We start from the raw sequence: 18,381 nt of genomic DNA, 5'->3' as shown, positions 1-18,381 counted from the left end.
CACTGGCGGCAATGTCAGCCAGATGCCGCTCGGCCTTCTCGATGAATGCGAGGTCGCGGGCATCGATCGCTATTCCCGTCTCGACGCGGCTTGCCAGGCATGGCTGGGCGGGCAATTCGGCGACAGAGCCCAGGCCAAGCTCGCGAGAAAGCGCGCGAATGTCGGCCTTGGCCATTTCCGCTTCGATGAGGGGATGTACCACCTGGCGCTCGGCGGCAGCCAGCAGCCCGGGACGATAGTCGCCGAGATCATCGAGATTGGCACCCGACGCGATCACATGCGGCGTCAGTGTGCGTATCCGATCGTAGAGATTGGTCTTGCAGAAATAGCAGCGGTTCGAGGGATTGTCCCGATAGCGTGAATCCTCGAACTCGCCAGTTCCGATGACGAGGGTCGTCCAGCCTTCGGTATCTGACAGACCCCGCACGCGTGCCGTCGCCTCTTCCGGAACGGCTGGTGAGGCGGCATGGATTACCGTCACCGCAAGGCCCGGCTTGCGATGTGCGAAGGCTGCCAGCGTCACTGAATCCACGCCGCCGCTGACAGCAATGGCGAGCTGTTCGAAACGGTCAAGAACGCGGTCAAGACGCTGTGCCGGCGCAATGTCATTCATCGTCGGTCGTCTCGGCCTGCCACTTCATGGCGCGGCGCTCGGCAAGGCTTCCGCCTCGAAGGGCATCGCTTTCCACCTTGCGTGTGATGCCCGATGGCCGGAGGACCGCCTTGACGGCAAGTCCGGCAGCCTTGACGTTTTCCCGGAAGAGGACCAGCCGGCGTTCCTCCCGCAGGCGCAAGCCGATTGTCGATGTCTCGGCAAAACACCGGGCCGTCACCTGATCGGCCAGTTCCGGTCTCGCCAGAAGCCGGAACGACGAGGCGGGACGCCCCTTCTTGCCGAGGCGCTGCCCCACGGAGAGATCCAACACGCCGTCCGTTGCCCTGAGGCGATCGCAGGCGACGCCCATCTCTTCGCCGGTCATGTCGTCGATTTCGAATTCGATGACACTGATGGTGTCGCTCGGAGTTGAGACTTCGTTCTCTAGGACGAGAACGCGAAGAATGTTCGGCATCCCGGGCAGGTGCCGCGTCCCCGCGCCTGTTCCGGACGACACAAGCCGGCCAGACGTGCCGCCAGCACCAGGCGCTGTGAGATGTTTAAGGATCGCCGCGCCGGTCGGCGTCACGCGCTCGCCTGATATCCCGTCGTCGCGCCATTCGAAACCGGTCAGGATCGCGGCCGTGGCAGGCGCGGGAACGGGCAGCAGCCCGTGGGCGGTGTGCACAAGGCCACCGCCTCGCGGCAGAGCCGAGACACTCCACACCGTCTTGTCGAGCGCCGCTGCGATGCTGCCGGCGCAGACGACGTCAACCAGGGAGTCCCAGTCGGCGATCTCGTGAAAATGTACCCTTTCGACCGGCACGCGATGGATGGCCGCCTCCGCCTCGGCAATGATCGTCAGTATCGCAATGGCCCTGGCAGCCGTTCCATCGTGGAGATCCGCGGCTTTGATGCGTGCCACCATGTCAGCAAAACTACCTGCATGCGCTTCATCAGGAATCTGGTTGCGATCGTGATGGTGATGGTGGCCATCATCATCACCATATGCGTTCGCATGGGCGTGTGGCGCTGCAGCCGAAATCGCGCGCTTCGCGACCAGACCGAAGCGCCGCACGCGCATCGACAGGCTCTCGCCTTCCTCGAAGGCAATGCCACCGGCCTCAACCGGAAGCACTGCAGCGCCGTCGGCAAGTACGCGCTCTCGCAGGTCAGGCAGCGCGTCGAGCATTGCCGCGACGAACATGTCGCCGGCGATGCCGCCGACTGCATCGAGGTGGACGCGTCTCACAGTCCTGCCCGCCGATAGATCGGAATGACGTATGGTCCCTCCGGGATGATGGCAACGGCGGGGTCGCCATGGCGTTCAAGACTGGCCGCGATTGCGTCGTTTACCGAGGGGACCAGTTCAACTCCGGTGATGCGGCGTTCCTCGCGATCTAGCCCGGTCGTGTAGAGCTGGATCTTGCCCACCCGCATCGGCTTCAGCTGCATCTCCGTCTGCCATTCATCGATGTCGGCAAGCGTCTTCGCCGTAAGCGTGGCAAGGAATGGCTCGGGTCCCATCTCCACCAAGCGCGCTTGCGCCTGGCGGAATTCGTGGCTGCCAAAGCCCTCCGAACATTCCGAGGCGATGATCAGCGTCCCGCCCGGGTCGAGAATGTCGATCGGCGTCACCATACCCTTGATCGTCTGGTAGTAGGTCTTGTCGAGGGGATAGCCTGCAGACGACGTCACCACGGTCTTGAACCGGCGCGGCACGTCGATCATCGTCGTGTCGGCGATGAAATCGACCGCAGCCAGATGGCTGGCTATGATCTCGCCAAAGGTCACGCAAACCAGATCGCGATCTTCATCGAGCACGGTGTTCAACGCATAGATTTCGCCAACCTTGCGTACGATCTGCAACTGTTCCTCATGGAGCGGGTTGCCGACCAGATTGCACTGGACTGACAGCGGGTCTTCCATGAAACGCGCCGAGTGGAAGGTGCGGATGGTTTCGTGGCCGGCAACGCCGGGGGCGACAACCTTTCGACCACCGGACCAGCCTGCCATGAAATGGGGCTCGACCAGGCCTGTAGCGATACGGAGGTCCGCATCCGCGAAAAGCCGATTGATCCGGATCGGTGTCCCACGCGTCTGCGTATGTCCCAGATCGACGTGGTCGTGTTCGTTGCGTGCGAAATGATTGGTGACGCGGACGGTCTTCAGAACCCAAGGATCGCCGACCAGTTCCTCCAGTTCCACACCCTCGTTCGGACGATGAAGGCCGGTGGCAACGAGCACATCGATCCTGTCCGCGGGAATGTCGCCTTTAATCATTGTCTCGATCATGACGCGTAGGAATAGCCGGTTCGGCACCGGGCGCGTGATGTCGCAGATAAGGATGCAGGCGCTCCGACGCCCGACCACCAGACGGGCTAAAGGCTCGGAGCCAATCGGATTCGCGAAGGCGGATGCAATTGCTGAAGAGGCGTCGAAGAGTTTTGGCAACAACGCCTTCCGGATTACTGTCGGCTCCGCGCCTTGCGGCAATGCCAGCTTCAGCAATCCACGACCGAAGGCAAGTTCGAAAGGACCGCCATGTTTCATCTGCCGTCCCTCGGCTCTCACGATCCGCCGTCCGTCGCTACGGCCCGGCACCTATGATGTTCGGCGGCTGATTCAGCCCTCTTCGGCCACGTGACGTCGCTCGAACATGTCTGGCTTGCCTTCGAGTACCGCTGGTCAGTCAACCGAAGTAAGTCTCGGTTTGGTGACCTGTCGTCGCAATCGGCGATGCGGACGCGACCGACTTGCCGCGAGAGCAGCAGGTCATAGCGGCCGGTCAGGCAAATTCCGCCTCCCCGCCAACCTTCTGCTTGCGGATCGCCTCGACAACTGCTTCACCCATGGCCCTCGTGCCGATCTTCCTGCAGCCGGGTTGATAGATGTCTGCGGTCCGATACCCCTCGCGCAGCACTGACCGTACGGCCTGCTCGATACGCGAAGCGTGCTGGTCGCGGCCAAACGACTGCCGGAGCATCATGGCAACCGAAAGGATTGCGGCCAGTGGGTTCGCCAAGTCCTTGCCAGCGATGTCCGGCGCGGTGCCATGGACCGGTTCGTATAGGCCCTTGTTGTGATCGCCGAGGGAGGCCGACGGCAGCATTCCGATTGAGCCGGCCAACATGGCCGCCGCATCGGAGAGGATATCGCCGAAGACATTGCCCGTCACGACAACATCGAATTGCTTGGGATTCCGGATCAAGGCCATGGACGCCGCGTCAATGTAGAGATGCGTCAATTCCACATCGGGATACTGCTTGCTGACTTCGATAACGACCTCGCGCCACAGCGCCATCGTTTCAAGGACGTTTGCCTTGTCAACCGAACACAGTTTCTTACGTCGTTTCGCGGCGGCCTGGAAGCCCGCATGCGCTATGCGCTCGATCTCGGCATCGGTATAACGCATCGTGTTGATGCCGACACGCGCGCCAGTCTCGTCACGAGAGACACCACGCGGCTGGCCGAAATAGAGATCGCCGGTCAGTTCACGCAAGATGATCAGATCGACCCCCGTGACAATTTCGGGCTTGAGTGTGGAGGCGTCCACAAGCTCGGGATAAAGCACGACCGGGCGGAAGTTAGCATAGAGACCGAGGGCCTTGCGCAGCTTGAGCAGGCCGTAACCGGCCCCCTCGCTCGGCGCTCGCCTCTCATCCTCAGGAACGCCGGTTCCGCCAAGCAGAATGGCATCAGCTTTGCGTGAGATGTCGAGGGTATCAGGCGGCAGGGCATCGCCGAAGCGCTCCAGCCCCTCACCTCCGATTACGGCTTCTGTGAGTTCGAGCGGGAGTTCACTACCGATGACCGCGTGCAGCGCCCTTACTGCCTCCGCGGTCACTTCCTTACCGATCCCGTCTCCTGGGAGCACTACTATCTTCAAGGCCTTGCCTTTCGAAATTGAGTTGAAGAGGCGGGCGCATTCGCTCGGCCCTCTCTGCGGCAGGACTTATATGGGCCGACCCGGACCCTTCGAAGTCGTCCTTTGGAAAGCTCGCATCGTCGGACGCGACGCACCGGTTAGCCGGCGGACCAGCCTCTCAACTGTTGGTAAGGTGCTTCAACAGCAGCTTCACGGGTGGTGGCAGGCCCTGACTGTCCTGAACGCAGATGTTCCACTGCCTGACTGCCCAAGGCTCGTCGAGCGCGATTGCCGCAAGCATGCCACCCGTTACATAACGGGCGGCACATCCCGCCGGCACGAGGCCGACGCCCATCTGCGCCTCTACCATTGTCGACACCGTCTCGAACCCGTTGACCCGGATTGGCATTTTCAACGGTTTGCTCAGCTCAGCCGCGGCGCGAATGACGAGCATATCCAGAAAACTTCCCCTGCTTGGCCCGATCAGGTCATAATCCGGGAGGTCGGCGAACTTGACGGAAGTTTGCGAGCTTAGCGGGTGGTCCCTGTGAGCCAGCACCACGAGGCGGTCGCTGCGATACGGGATGTATTTCAAACCGCGACGGGGCACGACGCCACCGAAGACGCCGATATCCGCAGCGTTCTCGGCCACCGCGTCCACGGCCTGCTGGCTGGTGCCCTCCTCCAGATCGATTCGAATGGCCGAATGCGTCCCCAGAAAGTTGCTCAGATCCGACGGCAGATGCTGGATGATCGTCGAAACACTCGCAAAAATGCGGACCTGCCCGCTGACGCCACTGGCGTGATGGGCAAGCTCAATCTCCATCTGCTTCAAGTCGCGGAGCACGACGCGCGCATGGTGGAGCAGCGCCTGCGCTGCCGCGGTCAGCTCCAGTCCCTTCGAGCTGCGGTGAAACAAAGGCGTACTGAGGCGTATCTCGAGATCGGAAATCCGCTTGCTCACCGCCGATGCCGCGATGTGCTCGCGATCGGCCGCCTTGGCGATACTCTGCTCTTCGCAAACGGCGACAAACAGCTGAAGCGAAAGAAGGTCAAAACGCAATGTAGCTCCCCCTCTCCGGCATATTCCATCCATGTCAGGCCTGCGAAACACGCAGCCAGTCACTGCTAATAGCTGTTGACCGCACGGATGCAACTGTCGCAAGGGCATCATCGCGGATCGCGAAGCAGCCATTCCAAACGAAGTCTTTTGCGAAAGGCCATCGCAGTCAATACGTTCTGGCACGCGCTTGTCGCGAAATCGCCACCGGTTCCCCCGTGGAACATGCTTCAATCAATAATTCAATCAGAGTGCGTCTTCGACCATGAATCGATATGATCTTGAGCAGCGCGTAGCGATTGTCACGGGCGGAGCGCAGGGCATCGGGTTCGCAGTCAGCGAGCGGATGCTGGCATCCGGTGCCAGGATAGCGATCTGGGATCGCGATGGCGCTGCGTTGCAAAAGGCTCTCAATCAGCTTGGACGAACCCGCGACGTGCTTGGGATTGAGACTGACATTGGCGACCTCGCGTCGGTGGAAGCGGGCTTTGCACACACGCTGGAACGGTTTGGCAAGATCGACATACTGATCAACAATGCGGCGTTGGTCGGGCCGAACATGCCGACCTGGGAATATCCACCCGAGGCCTTCGCACAGGTCCTGAGTGTGGGATTGATAGGGACTTTCAACTGCTGCCGCGCCATCGTCCCTCATATGCGGGAGCTTAACTACGGGCGCATCGTCAACCTCAGCTCCATTGCCGGCAAGGAGGGCAACCCCAACGCGGTCGCCTACAGCTCCATGAAGGCAGCCGTGATCGCCTTGACGAAGTCACTGGGCAAGGAACTCGCAGGGCAGAACATCGCAGTCAACTGCGTCACTCCGGCGGTTGCCAAGACGCCTGGGGCAATGGAGCAGTCACCGCAACACATCGAGTACATGCTTGCCAAGATTCCGCGCGGCCGCATGCTCGAACTTGGCGAAGCCGCCTCCATGATCTGCTGGCTAGCGTCAGAGGAGAATTCCTTTACCACCGGCGCGGTGTTCGATCTTTCCGGCGGCAGGGCAACCTACTGACCGTAGCGCCCGTCAAATTCCGCGGCGCACGTGGCGGCGCACCGATCCAACAAGGAGACTGCTGATGCCTTCCTACATATTCGAAAACGCGCGGATCGTTGACGGCTCCAATGAGGACGGCGAGCACGACCGTTTCGTCCGCGTCAGCGGCAATGTTATCGACGAGGTTTCAGACAAGCCGATCCGGGATAGCAACGCGCATCGCTTCGATCTGCGCGGGAAGACTTTGATGCCGGGCCTGATCGATTGCCATGTGCACATCAATTCCGGAGTTGCCGATCCGGCCGAAAACTCGTTTCTGCCAAACGAACTCGTCGCCTATCATTCGGTGCGGATATTGAAGGGCATGCTCAATCGCGGTTTCACCACCGTACGCGACCTCGGCGGCGCGACTGTGGCTCAGGTCCATGCGATAGAGCAGGGTCTTATCGAAGGTCCTCGCCTGGTCATTTGCGGCAAGGCCATGGTGCAGACCGGCGGCCATTCGGACTATCGGACGCGCTACGACATGATCAGTGGCGACCGTCAACTCGACCAACTCGGCTCGGTAGGACGCATCGTTGACGGCGTCGACGACTGCCGCCGTGCCGCTCGCGACGAGGTTCGCAAGGGCGCCAGATTCATCAAGGTGATGGCCAATGGCGGCGCGGCATCCTCCCATTTTCCTCGGCCATATCTCGGCTATTCGATGGATGAGCTGCGCGCGTTCCAGGACGAAGCCGACAAGGCCAAGATGTATGTGTCGGTGCACACCCACACCGACGAGGCCGTCGCACGTGCACTCGAATGCGGTATTCATTCGATCGAACACGCGACACTTATTACCCCTCAAACCGCTGCCACCGCTGCGAAGCAAGGTGCGATCGTCACGCCGACGATCGCCGCCTATGAAGCGCAGATCCGCGAGGCCGATGCGCTGAAGCTGGATCCCGGCTTTGTGGAACGCCTGAAATGGGTGCGCGCAAGAGGTCCCGAATCGCTGGAGACGATGCGGGCAGCCGGCGTCAAGCTGGCTTACGGCACCGACGTGTTGGGCTCGATGCACAGCTATCAGTCCGAAGAGTTCCTGATCCGCGCGGAGGCGCTGCCGGCGATCGAGGTGATCAAATCGGCAACCCTTACCGCCGCCGAACTCGTCCGTATGGAAGGCAAGGTCGGCACGATCGCGGCAGGCGCCTTTGCCGACCTCCTCGTGGTCGACAAGGATCCCGTGAAGGATCTGTCTGCGCTGGGCAGTCAAGGCCGCTACATGTCCGCCATCATGAAGGATGGTGCATTCGTGAAGAACCAGCTCGCAGCCTAGGCTCACGCTGGGACCAATCACGCCGCCATCCTTTTGCCAGTCTTGAGATGTCCGCTCCGGGGGCGGACCGGCTGTGTCACTTGGATATCGACAAGTCTTCCGCGTTCACGCCTTACATCGTGGAATGCGACGAGGTCCATCCCATCGAAGGCTCTGAGCCCGCGTCCAGCCAACTATCCCAATGCTGAATTCGACCGCCCTGGTGTCCGCGCATGCTGGAGGTCGCGCATTTGAGCGAAGTTTCAGTAACTGCTGAGTGGAGGGACATAGCTCGTTCGAAGAGGCGACGCCAAAGCTTTGAAGGGCTGCCCTATTTGCTGTTGGCGCCGATCGCCATACTTCTGGTTCTGGTGATCGTTTATCCGCTGGTTGAGGCCGTGCGGTCTGCCATGACGGACGCATCTTTTGCCCAACTGGGCACGCGCCCGCTTCAGCGGTTTTCAGAACTTCATCAAGCCGGTCAACGACCCGACCTTCCCTCGAGGAGAGCTGCCTTGCCGGAAAGAGGCAAATCCCTTGTCTGGCTGGTTGTTCCCCTCCCGCCACGCTGTACATGGGAGGTTAGTCCATGGAGGACATTCACCCCTTCTTCGGCGCCAACGCTGCGAGCGGAGTGGCTAGCTCCGGCCAGGCCGCGGTCCGGTGGGTCTGAAGCTGCGGGTCGCTGGTCGTATTGTCCCAATCGACCGCGAGGAAGCGTTTGCCGGTTATTTTGTCGCCCTCGCTGGTCAAGAGCGCCAGAATCATCGGAGCCATCATCTCGGGGCGGATAAGCGTCTCGCGATCAAGGCCATCCCTATCGGGAACCATGGCCGTGTCTACCGGCCCGCCCGGCAACACGACGTTGACGGTGATGCCTGATTCATCGAGTTCGCGCGACAGCATCATCGACCATGCTTCGAGAGCCGCCTTTGACGGTCCGTAGGGGGAAAAGCCCGGCCGCATCATGGTCAAGTAGCTCGTGCTGACGTTAATGATGCGGCCCCATTTCTGCGGACGCAGGCGCGGAACGACCTGGCGCGACATGTTGAACGTGCCGCAGACATTGGTCAGCATGAATTTTTTCCACAGTTCTTCGCTGACGTCTTCGATCTGCAAGGGGAGAGTCTCGTAACGTGGGTGCACGGCGTTCATGCCGAGCGCGGCATTGTTGATGAGGACATGCAATCCACCGAAATGCTCTGCAGCAGCATCCACGCCCCGTTTGCAATTCGCCGGATCAGTGATGTCGACCTGCAAGGCAAGGAACTTGTCTTTCCCAACGCGCTGCTCAACCCGGCTCACACCATCCAGATTGATATCCATGCCAGCAACACGCACCCCTTCCTTGACAAGCGCTTCAGCAATGGCAAGGCCGATACCTGCACCGGCCCCCGTTATGATCGCAACCTTCCCCTTGAAATCCGAATACGGCATAAATCCTCCCAATTGCGTGGCTTAGTCCGTCGATCGGGAACGTTCCGATGACAACGGGCCAACTAGTCGCCCAGGAGGCGACGCAGTTCTGATAATGATACGACGGCGTTAGCCCCAGTCGCGATTGGGAAGTGATGCATCGTCTCGGACGATGCCACCAGCGCTCATCCTTGGCCACGGCGTCACTTGCCAATCGCGTCGGTCGACCGTCCGCAATTCGGATAGCTCCCATGCAACTCTGTCAAGACCTGCGCGACACCATTTTTGGAAGGACTCAATCGCTGGCTGAGATGCCTGACGCGCCGGTTTTTCCCTCCTACCCGAAGTCACTCCTGAAACGCTTCCTCGCGCTTCGAGCGTATGCTGGGCAACAGCACCAGGACCAACAGTATCGCGGCCAGAACGATCAGCATGAGGCTGCCGGGCCGGGTGAGGAACACGGTCGGGTCGCCACGGGAAAGCACCATTGCCCGCCGCAGGTTCTCCTCCAGCATCGGTCCCAGCACGAAGCCGAGCAGCAGCGGCGCTGGTTCGAAGTCGAGCTTGATCAGGATGTAGCCGACGAGGCCGAACAGGGCCATTGTGTAGATGCTGAACGAGTCGTTGTAGACGCTGTAAGCGCCGATGCAGCAAATCGCAACGATCGCCGGAGCGAGGTAGTGGTACGGCACCATCAGCATCCGCACCCATATGCCAATCAGAGGCAGGTTAAGCAGGACCAGCATCAGATTGCCGACCCACATCGAGGCGATCAGACCCCAGAACAGGGCCGGCTGCTCAGTGGCGACATTCGGGCCAGGTGTAATGCCCTGGATAACCAACGCGCCGATCATCATCGCCATTACCGGGTTGGAGGGGATGCCGAGCGTCAGCATCGGGATGAATGAGGTCTGCGCGCCGGCATTGTTGGCGCTTTCTGGCGCCGCGACCCCTTGAATAGCGCCCTTGCCGAACTGCGACCGGTTTTTCGAGACACGGCTCTCGACCGCATAGGCCGCGAACGATGCCAGGACTGCGCCACCGCCGGGCAAGATCCCAAGCACGGTGCCGATGCCAGTCCCTCGCAAGACCGGGGCTATGACGCTCTTGAGCTCCGCAGCCGTCAACATGAGTTTGCTCACCTTGCGAACAATTACGTTGCGCTTCTGCTCATGCTCGATGTTGAAGATGATCTCGTTGATACCGAATACGCCCATGCTGAGCGCGACGAAATCGAGCCCGTCGGCCAAGCTCGGTATGCCGAACGTGTATCGCAGCGTGCCGCTCTCGACATCGGTCCCGACCAGGCCAAGCAGCAGGCCCAGCACGATCATCGCGAACGCCTTGAGCAGCGAACCTGACGCAAGCGTAACTGATGCAACGAGGCCGAGCACCATCAGGGAGAAATACTCTGCCGGGCCGAACTTCAGCGCAAAGCCGGCCAGCACCGGAGCGAACAGCGCCAGGATGAGCGTTGCGACCGTTCCGGCGAAGAACGAACCCAGTGCCGCCACCGCCAACGCCTGACCCGCCCTGCCCTGCTTGGCCATCTCGTAGCCGTCAATCGCGGTCACGATCGAGCCGGCTTCGCCCGGCAGGTTGATCAGGATGGCGGTGGTGGAGCTTCCGTATTGCGCACCGTAGTAGATGCCGGCCAGCATTATCATCGCCGTGTCGGGCGACAGGCTGAAGGTCAGCGGCAGAAGCATGGCAATTGTTGCCACCGGCCCGAGACCCGGCAAGACCCCGACAGCTGTGCCTAGCAGGCAGCCGATGAAGCAGTACAGCAGGTTCCACGGGTTCAGTGCCGTCTGGAAACCAAGCTCAAGATTGGAAAAGAAGTCCATGAAAAATGTTCTTCAGCTGGTGATTTTCACGGGCTGGGGGAAGCCGAAGGCCACCAGTAACCGAAAGATAGCCATTGCCCGATGATCGGGATGGGCAATCCGAGCGCATAGACGAAAAGGAAGGCGCAGACGAGAGACAGCACGAGGGCTAGCGTGATGGAGGGGATCCACTTCGTGTAGCTGCTGGCCATGGTCGTCGCCAGAATGCAGAGCGCCAGCGAGATGAACAGGCCGAGCCCTTTGAGGGTTAGGGCGAAGACCATGATCGAGCCCAGGACGAGGACAAGCGCACGCCAAGGGATCGTCAGCGCCTCGCCTGCCCCGCTTTTTGAACGCAATGCGTTAACGATGATGGCAAGCCCCAGAACGACCATCAGCAGGCTCAGAACGATCGGAAAGTAGCCCGGCCCCATTCGCGAAGCGCTGCCGACCGTCAACCCGCGACCGAAGTAAAGGAACGCTGCACCGGTGGCGAGCACCAGCGTCCCACTGATCACGTCTCTCGGCTTTTCAAGTTGAGATGGCATCGTGAGGACCCGGTGCATAAATCATAGGCCGAAGCAGCAGGAGCCATGGTAGGTCAGAACCTGCCTGGTTCGGGGTGCTTGATGCCGCTTGGCGATATGGGGCGATTGGCGGATTTCGCATCGAAAATTCCAATCCGCGCGCAACGTTCATGCCAGACTTAGGGCGGCCCAAAACGAATGAGCCGCCCGCGACGAACCGTCAATCGGTAATCCGGATGTTCTGCTTTTCGGCGATGGTCTTGAACGTGTCGAGTTGCTTGACCACGAAATCCTTGAACTCAGCGCCGGCAAGCGGCGACGTATACAGGCCAGAGTCAGCCAGACGCTTTGCCACTTCCGGCTTGACCAAGGCGTCGGCGACGGCCTTGCTCAGCTTGTCGGTGACCTCCTTAGGCATGTTCGCGGGACCCATGAGGGCGAACCAGCCCGTGACGGTGGCGTCGCCGAGGCCGGCTTCGGCCAAAGTCGGCACATCCGGCACTACCGGTACGCGCTCGGGAGAGGTCACGGCCAGCAGCTTGATGGTGCCAGTGTTGAGATGGGCGGAGATGTCCTTCACCGTGCCGAACATGCCGTCGATCTGGCCTCCGACGAGGTCGGTCACAGCACCGGCAGCACCTTTGTAGGCGACGTGGGTGATGTCGATGCCTGCCGCCAGGGCCATACGCACACCCTCAATGTGCAGCGAACCGCCAACACCCGAAGAGCCGTAGTTGAACTTGCCGGGATTGGCCTTCGCGTATTCGACGAAATCTTTCATGGCGTTGAGCGGCAGCTTCGTGCTGACAGCGAACACCAGTGGAAACTCGACGACCCGGGAAATGAAGGTCAGGTCGTCCGGGATCTTGTAGGCCACGTCCGGCTTGACGGCCGGCAATATCGCAATCGCGTCGTTGTTGCCAAACAGAAGCGTATAGCCATCTGGATCCGCGCGCTTGACGGCATCAACGGCGATCGCCGAAGAGGCGCCGGGGCGGTTATTGACGATCACCGGCTGTCCGAGGCTGGTCGACAGTGACTCGGCGAGGACGCGGGCGGCGAAGTCGGTTGCGCCACCGGGGAGGTAGCCGACGATTACTTCGATCGGCTTGTTCGGATAGTCATCAGCCGCCTTGGCGCAGTTGGCGCCAGCGAGCGACAGCAGTACCAGCGACAGCGCTGCCAGCATGGCATGGGCTGATTTTTTGTAGGATCCAATCATTCTTCTCTCCCTTTTTATTGCTTCTTCGAGGCTTCCATCCCGCAGCGAGACTTTGCTAGCGTCACGTCCCAAAGGAACCGTAGACAGCGCACCCGAATTCCTGCCGCCAACTAAAAGCCCATCACCGTTCCTCTTGGCCTCCCGCGGCACTTCGCGACGGCATGGCCGACGGCGCAGTACGGCGACCTTATAAAAAGAAACGGCGCAAAAAGGTGAGTCGTAGATTCTTATGCCGGCATCGCACACTGCGAGGATAAGGCTTCTGCTCGGAGCCAGGTGCCGCGGTATGCTTTACCGATAGACGGCGGAGCGGAGAGAATATGGCAAAGCATGGTAGAGCGAGCCAGGCCCGGTTGCGCAGCCGCAAGCATTACGAATGAGGGTGAGCGAGGAACCGTTCCGCCTCGATGGCGGCCATGCAGCCGAGGCCGGCAGCGGTTACCGCCTGCCGATAGACATCGTCGCTTACATCGCCTGCCGCAAAGACGCCCGGAACGCTGGTGCGCGTCGATCCAGGCTCAACCCAGATGTAGCCACCGGGCTTCTGTCGGAGCTGGTCGCCAAAGACCCGGACGGACGGGCTGTGGCCGATCGCGACGAACAGCCCGTCGGCAGGCAGGTTCTGCACGGCACCCGTTCTGGCATGCCTGAGGCGAATGCCTTCGACGGAGAGCGCCGGTTCTTCGTTGCCCAGAACTTCATCCACTACATGCTCCCAGACGACCTCGATTTTCGTGTCGTTGAACAGTCGTTGCTGCAGGATTTTCTCCGCTCGCAAACTGGCACCACGGTGCACGAGCGTGACCTTAGACGCATATTTGCTGAGGAATAGCGCTTCCTCGGCCGCGGTGTTGCCCCCGCCAACCACCACGACGTGCTTGCGGATGAAGAATATGCCGTCGCATGTAGCGCAAGCGGAGACACCGAAGCCGCGGAAACGCTCTTCCGAAGGCAGGCCAAGCCACCTGGCCTGGGCGCCGGTCGCGATGATGAGCGCCTCGGTCTCGTAGCGCTTGCCGGACGACGTGATTACCCTGAACGGCCGCTCGCTGAGATCGGCGGTTTCGACATGGTCAGTGACGATAGTCGCCCCGCAGTGTTCCGCCTGTTTCTGCATCTGCTCCATGAGCCATGGGCCCTGGACGATGTCGGGGAATCCCGGATAGTTCTCGACATCCGTGGTTACCGTCAGCTGTCCACCAGGTTGCGGCCCACAGATCAGCACGGGATTGCACAGCGCGCGTGCCGCATAGATGGCGGCGGTGTAGCCCGCCGGCCCCGACCCGATAATGATGACCCGTGTGCTCATTCGTTCGCCCAAGATTGCTGGTGGGTTTGCCCGGCTCGACGGTATTGCCCGCCCGCCTCGGTTATCCGCTGCCTCGCGCCCGCTCCGAAAAGCAGCGGTCCGACGTAGCCATCAGCTGGCATGGCGGGAGAGGCCGTCGTTGGCAACCGGGGCGGCGCTATTCCCAGAGGGCGACCGGCATCGGCAGACCGTCATAGAGTTTCGCGTCGACAGTCTTGGAGAGAGGAATATCAAAGCCTTCGAGTACCGCCTGCAACTGGCGCGTATGCTGCGCCGAGTGCCAGGTCTGGCGCTCAAGTACCTCCCAGCCCGAACGCACGCCATAATAAGTCCGGACGGTCCATAGGCAGGCGCGGTCCTGCAAGCCATCCCACCAGCCCGTCAGGGTCGCGATCGATGCGTCGGCAAAAGCAAGGATGTCGGCATTGTTCTTCATGTCATCAGGCGCGGGAAGATTGACGTAGTGCGCCCAATCCTCGAATTCTCCCGCGACGTTGCGGACGAATACGTCAGGTATCTGGAAAATGTGATAGGCAAGGCCAAGGACCGTTCGCTCCAGGCGGTTCGGAATGGGATGGTGGCCGAGCTTGTCCACCGGAATCTCCACGATCAGTGATCTCGCTACCGCGAGAAATTCCTGCCAGCGCCGATGGAGCTCTTCAGGCGGCAGTCGCTCGACGCCGTCTCGCTTCCTGCCGACGAACTCGGCGACCTGGTCGAGCGACTGGGCGAAGGTGAACTTCTCGCCGCGCGATACGACAGGCAAAGACTTCGCGCCGAGCTTGGCGAGGTCGGCTGCGCCTTGCTCGTTCTCGAGCAGGTTCACGGATTCGAACGGCACGCCGAGACTGGTCAGGAACTCCTTCGTCTTGACGCAGGCCGAGCATCCAGGCACCCAGAAAACCCTGATCGGATCGGTGTACATGTATAAATCTCCTGCTCTTGAACCGAGAATCTTGAAATCCTTCGATTTGCGTGCGGCGCGGCGGACCACGCGACCCCAGTCGGGATCAGCCGGCAAACTGTAGCGTCCCCGGATTGTCTAAAGCGTCGTGGGCAGCAACTGAAGACGCCATTCGGGAAGGGGGGCATCGTGATCGGCGATGTGCCGGGCCGCGGCATCGTCGGGCACGATGCTTTCCTTCCCGTTTGCGACTTTCGATCATGGAAGCCTGCTTTTAAGAGAGGCCGAGACTGGCGCCACGTCCGCGTCGGCGCTCTCGTCTGAACCATGAAGGGGCAAAGAGAGCATTCAATGCCGAGCAGCCGGTCAAACGCTATCAGAGCGGGGCATGCTCCATTTGGCCCGGGGGTGTGCCGGCGAAGATGAGCTGGGCTCCTACCACCCGCCGCCTCCCGTAGGTTCTCACCACCAGACGGATGCGGGCGCCAACATTGAGGGATTGTGAATGCGACTTGCGGGAAAGACTGCGCTGATTACCGGCGGAACGAGCGGCATCGGGCTTGCTGCGGCGCGGACATTCGTCCGCGAAGGCGCGCGTGTGGCGCTCTGCGCACGCGACGGCAAGAAAGCCCAGGCGCTGGCAGCCGAGCTGGGTCCGGGTAGTGTCGGCGTCCACATGGACGTCTCCGACCTGGACTCCATCGCGGCTGGTGCGGTGCTTGCCTCGGAAGCGCTCGGAGGCATCGACATCGTCTTCGCCAATGCCGGCATCACCGTGTTCAAGCCGTTCGCCGACTGGACCGGCGAGGATTTCGATAAGCTTTTTGCTGTCAACACCAAGGGCCAGTTCTTCACGGTCCAAAAGGCAGCACCCTTCATGCGCGATTGCGGCGTGGTGATCCTGACGGGGTCGATCGCCGCCAAGACCGGTCAGCCCAATATGGCACTGTACGCGGCTTCGAAGGCTCCGGCCTTGGCCCTAGCCAAGGCGATTTCGGCAGACCTCTTGTCGCGCCGCATCCGTGTCTTCTGCCTGTCGCCAGGACCAACCAAGACCGCCGTGTTCACCAGCGAAGGACCGTTCGCCAACGGCGCCGAAAAGGCGCTGGCGACCGTTCAGGCACGCGTGCCGATCGGCCGCGCCGCCGATCCATCCGAGCAGGCGGAAGTGGCGCTTTTCCTCGCCTCCGACGCCTCGTCCTTCATGCTGGGCACCGAGATCGTCGTTGACGGGGGCAAGAGTCAGCTTTGAGATGACCGCTCGGCGGGCCTGTCCCTTGAAAGATATGCGGCATTGTTAGGAGCCAGCTAACTGCACTGGCTTCCAAGCCCCAGGGGCCCCCCGTGTTGCTTGAAGAGAAGTAGTTTGGACGGTCTGTTCGGATCGACGCCCGTTGCCGGGAGTCGGGTTGGATGCGCCCGTGGACGAGCGTCGGGAGGGGAAGCTGTCCACCCGACACGCCTTGGCCAGAATCGATGGTGAGCCGATCAACTCGGTGCGACAATCGCCAGTCATCGCGCGTTGCGATGACACCCTTCCCAACAAAGACTCCTTGGGGCGGACGTCACTACGTTAGAAAATGGCCCCGAACGTATCGGCGGGCGCCATGCTACTCACCGGCTGCGGCTGAGCATCACCGCCTTTGGTTGCTTGCTTCGTTTGATCTGCTTCCTATGGGAGAAAAATATGATGAGCTTAGGCCGGCCTCGCGCGGCTCTCACCATGCTGGACAAGATCTGGTCGCAGCACAGCATCCTCGACCGCGCGGACGGTGAGACGCTGCTCTATGTCGACCGGCATCTCATCCACGACGGTTATCAGCCAGCATTCGAGTTCCTGCGGGCGCGCGGCTTGCGCCCGAGAGCTCCTCATCAAATTTTCGGCACGCCCGACCACTACGTGCCGACTGACGTGCGTCAGGTTGCGCGCATTCCCAGCGCCGAGCGCCGCGGCATGGTCGAGTCGCTGATGGAGAACGCCAAGGAGCTCGGCTTCACCGTGTTTGAACTTGCCGACAGCCGGCAGGGCATCGTGCATGTCATCGGCCCCGAGCAGGGTATCAGCCAGCCGGGCATGACCATCGTTTGCGCCGACAGTCATACCTCGACGCACGGCGCGCTGGGCGCTCTGGCGTTCGGCGTCGGCATGACGCAGGCAACGCAGGTGTTGGCCACCCAAACGCTATGGCAGCGCAAACCGAAATCCATGCGGATTTCCGTCGAGGGCGAACTGGGCTTCGGCGTAAGCGCCAAGGACGTCATTCTCGCCATTATCCGTAAGATCGGCGCCGCTGGCGCGGTCGGCTATGTCATCGAATATGCCGGCTCCGCCATCCGTGATCTGACCATGGAAGGCCGCTTGACTGTCTGCAATATGTCGATCGAGGCCGGCGCGCGCGCCGGCATGATCGCGCCAGACCAGGTGACGTTCGACTATGTGAAGGGCCGGCCCTATTCGCCCTCGGGAGAAGCCTGGGACAAGGCGGTCGAGCGCTGGTCGCAGCTCGGCTCGGATCCCGACGCCGTGTTCGACAGGGAAGTCACACTCGACGCGGCCGAGATCGCGCCGATGGTAACCTGGGGCACGAGCCTTGAGGACGTCGCTCCAATCGACGCGCTAGTGCCAGACCCGGATCGCGCCAACACCGCCGAGCGCCGCGAAGCCATGTCGAAGGCGCTTACATATATGGGACTCGAACCCGGCACGTTGCTGGCTGAAATCCCGGTCGACCGGGTATTCATCGGCTCGTGCACCAATGGCCGGATCGAGGACTTGAGATCCGCCGCGGCGGTCGTCAAAGGCCGGACGGTCCATCCGAGAGTCGAAGCTTGGATCGTGCCTGGGTCTGGCCTGGTCAAGGCTCAGGCGGAGGCTGAGGGGCTGGACAGCATCTTCCTCCACGCCGGTTTCGAGTGGCGCGAGGCGGGCTGTTCGCTTTGCCTGGGAACCAATGGCGAGACCGTGGCTTCCGGCAAGCGCTGCGCCTCGACCTCAAATCGTAATTTCGTCGGCCGACAGGGTCGCGGCGCACGTACCCACTTGATGAGCCCGACCATGGCGGCCGCAGCCGCTATCACCGGCCACCTCACCGACGTTCGCCAGTTTCAGCGAGGAGAATGACCATGGAACCGTTCAAGTCGGTCACGGCGACCGCCGTTCCCTTTCCTGGCGTCAATGTCGATACCGACCAGATCCTGCCGGCGCGCTTCCTTTCGAAACCCCGCGCCGAGGGCTTTTCCCAATATCTCTTCCACGATCTGCGCTTCGACGACGGCGGCAAGGAGCGGGAAAATTTTGTACTCAACACGCCACCCTATCGCCACGCCGAGATCTTGGTTGCCGACGATCATTTC

Annotated in this window: 15 protein-coding genes and 1 pseudogene; 5 read left to right on the top strand and 11 right to left on the bottom strand. The window is 61.3% G+C overall.

All coding sequences use genetic code 11. The annotated features are described in order from the left end of the window. The 5 genes from EN964_RS05150 to EN964_RS05130 form a co-directional block, all read right to left on the bottom strand. The coding region (locus tag EN964_RS05150; RefSeq protein WP_127276215.1) for an adenine nucleotide alpha hydrolase at positions 1–613 on the bottom strand (613 nt) is incomplete at its 3' end. Then, the gene (locus EN964_RS05145; protein WP_256754936.1) at positions 606–1,847 is read right to left on the bottom strand and encodes a LarC family nickel insertion protein; all 1,242 of its coding nucleotides are present in this window, start codon (positions 1,845–1,847) and stop codon (positions 606–608) included. The genes EN964_RS05145 and EN964_RS05150, both read right to left, overlap by 8 nt. Continuing rightward, a complete protein-coding gene (gene larA, locus EN964_RS05140) occupies positions 1,844–3,148 on the bottom strand; it encodes a nickel-dependent lactate racemase (RefSeq protein WP_127269157.1) in 1,305 nt (434 codons plus the stop codon). Before larA ends, EN964_RS05145 begins: the two co-directional genes overlap by 4 nt. 235 nt (positions 3,149–3,383) lie before the next feature. After that, positions 3,384–4,484, bottom strand: a complete 1,101-nt coding sequence (gene leuB, locus EN964_RS05135) for a 3-isopropylmalate dehydrogenase (RefSeq protein ID WP_024504892.1) — start codon at positions 4,482–4,484, stop codon at positions 3,384–3,386. Positions 4,485–4,641: 157 nt separating this feature from the next. Then, positions 4,642–5,526: a LysR family transcriptional regulator gene (locus EN964_RS05130; protein WP_032899521.1), complete on the bottom strand. Its 885-nt coding sequence runs from the start codon at positions 5,524–5,526 to the stop codon at positions 4,642–4,644. Positions 5,527–5,788: 262 nt separating this feature from the next. Between EN964_RS05130 and EN964_RS05125 the strand changes: the two genes are divergently transcribed. Continuing rightward, complete coding sequence (locus EN964_RS05125) at positions 5,789–6,541, top strand: SDR family NAD(P)-dependent oxidoreductase (RefSeq protein WP_024504891.1); 753 nt, start codon at positions 5,789–5,791, stop codon at positions 6,539–6,541. A gap of 64 nt (positions 6,542–6,605) precedes the next feature. Then, complete coding sequence (locus EN964_RS05120; RefSeq protein ID WP_024504890.1) at positions 6,606–7,844, top strand: amidohydrolase family protein; 1,239 nt, start codon at positions 6,606–6,608, stop codon at positions 7,842–7,844. Between the two features lie 579 nt (positions 7,845–8,423). On the opposite strand, the gene EN964_RS05115 is transcribed toward EN964_RS05120, so the two are convergent. From EN964_RS05115 to EN964_RS05090, 6 genes are all read right to left on the bottom strand, one after another. Next, positions 8,424–9,260 carry an SDR family NAD(P)-dependent oxidoreductase gene (locus tag EN964_RS05115; protein WP_127267273.1) on the bottom strand — a complete coding sequence of 279 codons (837 nt, stop codon included), beginning with the start codon at positions 9,258–9,260 and terminating at the stop codon, positions 8,424–8,426. Between the two features lie 326 nt (positions 9,261–9,586). Continuing rightward, positions 9,587–11,086 carry a tripartite tricarboxylate transporter permease gene (locus EN964_RS05110; protein WP_127267272.1) on the bottom strand — a complete coding sequence of 500 codons (1,500 nt, stop codon included), beginning with the start codon at positions 11,084–11,086 and terminating at the stop codon, positions 9,587–9,589. A 26-nt stretch (positions 11,087–11,112) separates the two neighbouring features. Beyond that, positions 11,113–11,631 carry a tripartite tricarboxylate transporter TctB family protein gene (locus EN964_RS05105; RefSeq protein ID WP_081714390.1) on the bottom strand — a complete coding sequence of 173 codons (519 nt, stop codon included), beginning with the start codon at positions 11,629–11,631 and terminating at the stop codon, positions 11,113–11,115. Between the two features lie 181 nt (positions 11,632–11,812). Further along, positions 11,813–12,781, bottom strand: coding sequence for a tripartite tricarboxylate transporter substrate binding protein (locus EN964_RS05100; protein ID WP_164748757.1), 969 nt, complete (start codon positions 12,779–12,781; stop codon positions 11,813–11,815). A 403-nt stretch (positions 12,782–13,184) separates the two neighbouring features. Continuing rightward, positions 13,185–14,123, bottom strand: a complete 939-nt coding sequence (trxB, locus tag EN964_RS05095) for a thioredoxin-disulfide reductase (RefSeq protein WP_032899518.1) — start codon at positions 14,121–14,123, stop codon at positions 13,185–13,187. Positions 14,124–14,280: 157 nt separating this feature from the next. Beyond that, the gene (locus tag EN964_RS05090; RefSeq protein ID WP_024504884.1) at positions 14,281–15,048 is read right to left on the bottom strand and encodes a glutaredoxin domain-containing protein; all 768 of its coding nucleotides are present in this window, start codon (positions 15,046–15,048) and stop codon (positions 14,281–14,283) included. Positions 15,049–15,532: 484 nt separating this feature from the next. On the opposite strand from EN964_RS05090, the gene EN964_RS05085 reads away from it, so the two are divergent. The 3 genes and pseudogenes from EN964_RS05085 to EN964_RS05075 form a co-directional block, all read left to right on the top strand. After that, positions 15,533–16,279 carry an SDR family oxidoreductase gene (locus EN964_RS05085; protein ID WP_024504883.1) on the top strand — a complete coding sequence of 249 codons (747 nt, stop codon included), beginning with the start codon at positions 15,533–15,535 and terminating at the stop codon, positions 16,277–16,279. A 471-nt stretch (positions 16,280–16,750) separates the two neighbouring features. Continuing rightward, on the top strand, positions 16,751–18,148 hold the full coding sequence (leuC, locus tag EN964_RS05080; RefSeq protein WP_245456763.1) for a 3-isopropylmalate dehydratase large subunit: 1,398 nt from the start codon (positions 16,751–16,753) through the stop codon (positions 18,146–18,148). A 2-nt stretch (positions 18,149–18,150) separates the two neighbouring features. Continuing rightward, positions 18,151–18,381, top strand: a pseudogene (locus tag EN964_RS05075) (3-isopropylmalate dehydratase small subunit); the annotation flags it as partial.

This window comes from Mesorhizobium sp. M7A.F.Ca.CA.001.10.2.1, from assembly GCF_003998575.1.
GTDB lineage: Bacteria > Pseudomonadota > Alphaproteobacteria > Rhizobiales > Rhizobiaceae > Mesorhizobium.
Note: the sequence above shows the minus strand (reverse complement) of the source record. Positions and strands in the feature narration are given on the sequence as shown.